The organism is Thermococcus sp. 21S7 (assembly GCF_012027615.1).
Taxonomy (GTDB): Archaea; Methanobacteriota_B; Thermococci; order Thermococcales; family Thermococcaceae; genus Thermococcus.
Map to the genome: position 1 here is coordinate 1 of NZ_SNUT01000012.1, position 4,235 is coordinate 4,235.

5 protein-coding genes and 1 pseudogene are annotated in these 4,235 nt (G+C 53.6%); 4 read left to right on the plus strand and 2 right to left on the minus strand.

The genetic code is table 11. The annotated features are described in order from the left end of the window. Positions 1-188: 188 nt before the first annotated feature. The gene (locus tag E3E51_RS12855) at positions 189-1,649 is read right to left on the minus strand and encodes a DUF2139 domain-containing protein (RefSeq protein ID WP_167913511.1); all 1,461 of its coding nucleotides are present in this window, start codon (positions 1,647-1,649) and stop codon (positions 189-191) included. Between the two features lie 89 nt (positions 1,650-1,738). Between E3E51_RS12855 and E3E51_RS12860 the strand changes: the two genes are divergently transcribed. Together E3E51_RS12860 and E3E51_RS12865 are read left to right on the plus strand one after the other, a co-directional pair. Continuing rightward, positions 1,739-2,086 carry a CidA/LrgA family protein gene (locus E3E51_RS12860; protein WP_167913512.1) on the plus strand — a complete coding sequence of 116 codons (348 nt, stop codon included), beginning with the start codon at positions 1,739-1,741 and terminating at the stop codon, positions 2,084-2,086. Further along, positions 2,083-2,757, plus strand: a complete 675-nt coding sequence (locus E3E51_RS12865; RefSeq protein WP_167913513.1) for a CidB/LrgB family autolysis modulator — start codon at positions 2,083-2,085, stop codon at positions 2,755-2,757. The genes E3E51_RS12860 and E3E51_RS12865 overlap by 4 nt, the downstream gene beginning before the upstream one ends. On the opposite strand, the gene E3E51_RS12870 is transcribed toward E3E51_RS12865, so the two are convergent. Further along, the gene (locus E3E51_RS12870) at positions 2,728-3,162 is read right to left on the minus strand and encodes a Tfx family DNA-binding protein (protein WP_167913514.1); all 435 of its coding nucleotides are present in this window, start codon (positions 3,160-3,162) and stop codon (positions 2,728-2,730) included. The two genes, E3E51_RS12865 and E3E51_RS12870, sit on opposite strands and share 30 nt — an antisense overlap. Positions 3,163-3,432: 270 nt before the next feature. On the opposite strand from E3E51_RS12870, the gene E3E51_RS12875 reads away from it, so the two are divergent. Together E3E51_RS12875 and E3E51_RS13205 are read left to right on the plus strand one after the other, a co-directional pair. After that, positions 3,433-4,041 (plus strand): IS607 family transposase, encoded by a 609-nt coding sequence (locus tag E3E51_RS12875; RefSeq protein WP_167913515.1) that lies wholly within the window; start codon positions 3,433-3,435, stop codon positions 4,039-4,041. Then, positions 4,022-4,235 (plus strand): annotated as a pseudogene (locus E3E51_RS13205) (RNA-guided endonuclease TnpB family protein); the annotation flags it as partial. The gene E3E51_RS12875 and the pseudogene E3E51_RS13205, both read left to right, overlap by 20 nt.

Sequence of the window (4,235 nt, forward strand, 5' to 3'; positions counted from 1 at the left end):
CTGAGGTCTCTTGAGAATCTGGCCGCCAGCGCTGAAGAAACCACCGCCTCAGCAGAAGAAGTCAGCTCAGCAGTAGAAGAACAAACTGCAGCAACAGAAGAACTCGAAAGAGCCGCCAGAGACCTCACGGACATAGTAACACAGCTGAGGTCGATAATAAGCAAGTTCAAGCTATAAAAAATGGGAGCTCAAACGAGCTCTATTCTTATCTTTCCCTTCATATCCGGTTTTTCTAGCTCAAAGCTCACGATGCCACTGAAGGAACTCAGGTCGAGCACGTTCTTTCCGGCCCTCACGTCGAAGGTTTCGCTCACGGCGTCTCCCGCCGGCAGTGCCAGGTCGTATTCGTGAACTGTCAGCCTGTTGTCCCCGCTCAGGTAGAGAACCATTCTCGGCTCCCGATAGCCGTCGAGCGGGATTCCACCGAAGGTTCCGGCGCCCAGGTTCTTTACCATGCTCGGAAGCGCGAGCGGAAGGGAGAAGCTCACCGCGGGAGGCTTTTCCTGAACAACCTTCTCGTCGAGAACCACCACGTCCCTGCCCCCGGTGTCAAAGGGCGTCGCCTCGGTTGCACCCGTGTTCGGGGTGGTGTTGGTCGCCACTAGAAGCTTCCCGTCCATCTTCTCTATGCTCGTGACCCTGGCACCAAAGGCCCCGACTATTTTAACCATCGGGGGGGCGACGTAGATGAGAACGCTGGGGCCTGTTATGGTGTTCGTTGACGTCCATTCTATGCCGGCGTCAGGTGAGTCCCTCCGGTAAGCCGCGTCGTGGTGGGCGTTGTAGGCCGTAAGGATGCCTCCCCCAACGTTTATCGCGTTCACCCTGAACGGGGCGTAGAAGGTGTAGAACTCAAAGAGACGGAAAAAGCGAAAATCTTCTCCCATAAAGGGGTTTCCTGCGATTATTCCGCCGCGAACGAAGGCAAAAGCCCTGTTGTAGGCACTCGCCAGCGGGCCGTACTCGGGCCTTATGTAGGGCCGCCCGTCGACGCTCTCACCCGGCCTGAAAGCCTCCCACTTACCCCCTATCAGATCAAGGGCCCTTATCTCCCTCAGGCCCTCTGTGAAGTTGCTGCCGATGCCGAAAAAGGCAGTGTCGTGAACGATCGTTCCCTTGAGGGACGGCTCGTGAATCAAAGCCTCCGCCTTTCCAGTACGCCTGTCAACGGCGTACACACCCAGGTTCGTATGGCCGTCCTCCCTCGCGATGAGGAGCCTGTCGTTGGCGGGGTCGTATATAATATCGCTCACCTCCCCCGCCCAGTCGGTTTCGTGGTGAATGGAATCCTTCCAGAGCAGCCTTATGGAGTCGTTCTCGGTGTCGTAGACGTGGACATGGGAGTACTTGTTGTGGAAGAGTATCCTTCTGTCCTCGCGGTAAACCGCCGGCGCGTGAACCCAGCCACCGAAGTATATGAACTCGTCAACCGTCTCGACCGCGTTGTAGGTGTCGCCGCCGCTGGTCGGGGCATCACCGAGGAGGGTGAAGTCGTAGACCTTTTCCCGTCCATCCCTGACAAAGTGGGCCTCGGCTTCAAAGGCCAGTGTGAAATACAGTGTTCCGTTGTGGTATTTGAGCCCAAAAATTCCACCGCTGCCCCATTCAGGACCGTAGCGACCCGGAAAACGGTAGCTCCTCATGATCATGGTATCACCACTAGTGTTACGCGGCAGGGGCTTATTGGTCTTTCGCATCACCCGGGATGCTTTTATATGTGGGTATCCTAGATTGGAGCATGAGGCCCTACCGCGGACTGGCGATAATATTCGGCTTCTACGCGCTGGGTGAGTTTACAACCTATGTCCTCAACCTGACGATTCCGGGGAGCGTGCTCGGCATGCTCTTCCTCCTGGGCGCGCTGCTCACAGGTGCCATCAAACTGGAGTGGGTGGAGGGTGAGGCCGAGTCCTTCGTCAGAAACATGAGCGTCATGTTCATCCCTCCCGGCGTCGGGATAGTCACCTACCTCGGCCTGATAAAGAGCCAAGCGGTGCCGATATTCGTTGCCCTGATACTGAGCTTCCTGATCACGCTGGTCGTCACCGCGAAGACGGTCGAACTCCTCAGGAGGGAGGAAAAATGAACCCGGTCGGAATAACCCTTACCCTGGTGGTCTTCTACCTGTTCTCGGAGCTTCACGCCAGGAAAAGGGCCTTCTATACCAACCCGGTTCTCCTCTCCATAATAACCATAGCGGCCATTCTCAAGTGGTTCGGAATCCCCTACGAGAGCTACATGGAGGGTGCGGTTATACTCAAGTTCCTCCTCGGGCCGGCGGTCGTGAGTCTGGCAGTTCCGGTTTACAAGGGCAGGGAGACCATAAGGGCCTACGCGAGGGAGATAGCGCTCGGAATAGCAATCGGCGGAACGGTCGCCATCCTCAGCGCATTCTACATCGCCAGGCTCCTCGGCGGAAGCGAGGAAGTTCTCCTCAGCATAGCCCCCAAAAGTGTTACCACCGCCATAGCGATCGGCATAAGCGAGAAGATAGGGGGCATTCCAGCTTTAACCGCGGTCCTCGTGATACTGACAGGGATAATGGGAAACGCCCTCGGCCCCGAGCTACTCGGCCTGGTGAGGGTGAGGGACAGGATAGCAAGAGGACTGGCAATGGGCGTCAGTTCACACGGTCTCGGGACGGCGAGGATAATCGTCGAAGACGAGCTGGCAGGTGCGGTGAGCGGCCTGGCCATGGCCCTGAACGGCGTCTTCACGTCGCTCCTGCTACCCTACCTTATCAAAGTCCTCAAGTAGGCACTCACTTATTCTGAGCCTGTCCTTTGCATCAAGGAAGAGCGTGAAGTCGCGCTTCGCTATCCTGTCGCTTATCGGGGCGTGCTCCACGAGAAAAGCTATCACCTCAGCGGTGCTGTAGGGAACCTTAACCTTGAGCTCGTCAGCCTTCTGAAAGAGCATCTCCGGGACGTTGAAGATGTCCTCCCCCTTCTTCACTTCAACGCTTATCTTGGAGTTTATCTGCTCCCAGATGAGAATGGTGTTTCTGGCTTTCTCTATCTTCTCAAGGGCGCGCCTCTCAAGGATGCTTATGTTGGCCCTGCTCGTGCCCAGCATCTCGGCGATCTCGCTCTGCTTCAACCCCCTGGCTCGCAAACGGAGTATCCTAATCTGCTGCTCGGTGAGAAAGCTCCGGTTCCCCATTTTTAAACACCAAAGTTTAACATGATGGCAAAGATTAAAAAATTTTTCTCATGGCGATGGCATCAAACTCAGCGTGTCCAGACTCCTCCCCACCCTCCAAGGGCGGAGGGCAACGTGAAACCCCCTCTTAATAGGATTGTTTACAGTGGCCTCTTCGAGGCCCCATTACTCTGGCGAAGCTCAAAAGGGTTTCGGTGGCTGTTTTATAAAGGGTTAAAAGCGTAAAGTTTAAGTGTTTTTATCTCATAATTCATTTTGGTGGAGTGGGGTATGAGGCTTTATCGGACGGGCAAGGCCTCACAACTCTTAGGCATCAGCAAGCCGACACTAATTAGGAAAATAAAATCCGGCGAGATTAAGGCGTATCGGGTTGGCAAAGAATACCGAGTTCCAGAAAGTGAAATTAAGAGAATTCTTGAGGGCAAAATCCCCGATAAAGTCGTCATTTACGCAAGAGTTTCAAACCGAGACCAGAAGGAAGACTTAGAAAGACAAATCGAATACCTCAAGAATTACTCCTCATCCAGAGGTTATCAAGTGGCTAAAATCCTTACCGATATTTCCTCAGGCCTGAACGAGAACAGGAAGGGATTAAAACAGCTCCTCAAACTCGTCGAGAGCGGAGAAGTTACTAAAGTCGTCATAACTTACCGGGACAGGCTCACCCGCTTCGGCTTCAAATACCTCGAACAATACTTCAACTCACACGGCGTTGAGATTGAAGTAATCTTCGACGATGAGGAGAAAACACCAGAAAAGGAACTCGTTGAGGACTTGTTATCCATCGTAACCTCCTTCGCTGGAAAGCTTTACGGGGCTCGTTCTCATAAGAAAAAACGCCTCGTCGAGGCGGTAAAGAATGCCCTCAGAGACGATTAAGCTAACGGCAAAATTCAAACTCAAAGAAACACCCGAAGGATTAGATGTCCTCTTCAAAACTTACCGGGAAATCGTGAACTTTCTCATCACTCACGCTTTTGAGAACAATGTAACCAGCTTTTACCGGCTGAAAAAGGAGACCTACAAGAGCCTTCGAAAGGAGTATCCGGAACTGCCAAGTCATTACCTTTACA

Excerpts from the sequence above, each read along its gene's own strand:
- E3E51_RS12875 (WP_167913515.1), top strand. The coding sequence starts at position 3,433 with ATGAGGCTTTATCGGACGGGCAAGGCCTCACAACTCTTAGGCATCAGC.
- E3E51_RS12855 (WP_167913511.1), bottom strand. The coding sequence starts at position 1,649 with ATGATCATGAGGAGCTACCGTTTTCCGGGTCGCTACGGTCCTGAATGG.
- E3E51_RS12860 (WP_167913512.1), top strand. The coding sequence starts at position 1,739 with ATGAGGCCCTACCGCGGACTGGCGATAATATTCGGCTTCTACGCGCTG.
- E3E51_RS12865 (WP_167913513.1), top strand. The coding sequence starts at position 2,083 with ATGAACCCGGTCGGAATAACCCTTACCCTGGTGGTCTTCTACCTGTTC.
- E3E51_RS12870 (WP_167913514.1), bottom strand. The coding sequence starts at position 3,162 with ATGGGGAACCGGAGCTTTCTCACCGAGCAGCAGATTAGGATACTCCGT.